This window comes from Bradyrhizobium sp. IC4059 (assembly GCF_020193615.1).
Classification (GTDB): domain Bacteria; phylum Pseudomonadota; class Alphaproteobacteria; order Rhizobiales; family Xanthobacteraceae; genus Bradyrhizobium; species Bradyrhizobium yuanmingense.
Genome location: NZ_JADYVH010000055.1, coordinates 1 through 388, shown reverse-complemented (window position 1 = coordinate 388; position 388 = coordinate 1). Strand labels below are relative to the sequence as shown.

Here is a 388-nt window from a genome sequence, read left to right as displayed (position 1 = left end):
GTGCGACGACAATCACCGGGTTCAACTTGAACAATGACCTACTTGTCGGCACGAGTGGCGCGGACACTCTGTCCGGCCTGAACGGCACCGACACGCTGACCGGGGGTCAGGGCAACGACAGCCTGGACGGCGGCGGCAGCGCCGACACCTACATCTACAACGCCGGCGATGGCAACGACACGATCACGGATGCAGGCTCCTATGACAGCACAGTGGACAAGCTGGTGCTGGGAACGGGCCTCACGCCGGCGACCACTTTGATCAGCCGTAATGGCAACGACATCACACTGACCTTCAGCAGTGGCGGTTCGATCAAGCTGGTGGGCGAGGACGCCGGGAATGCGACGGGGCTGGAGCAGATCGTGTTCGGCGACGGCACGACCTGGAG

Annotated in this window: 1 pseudogene; it reads left to right on the top strand. The window is 63.1% G+C overall.

The window, feature by feature from the left end:
• A pseudogene (locus tag I6F12_RS37075) lies at positions 1 to 388 on the top strand (hypothetical protein); the annotation flags it as partial.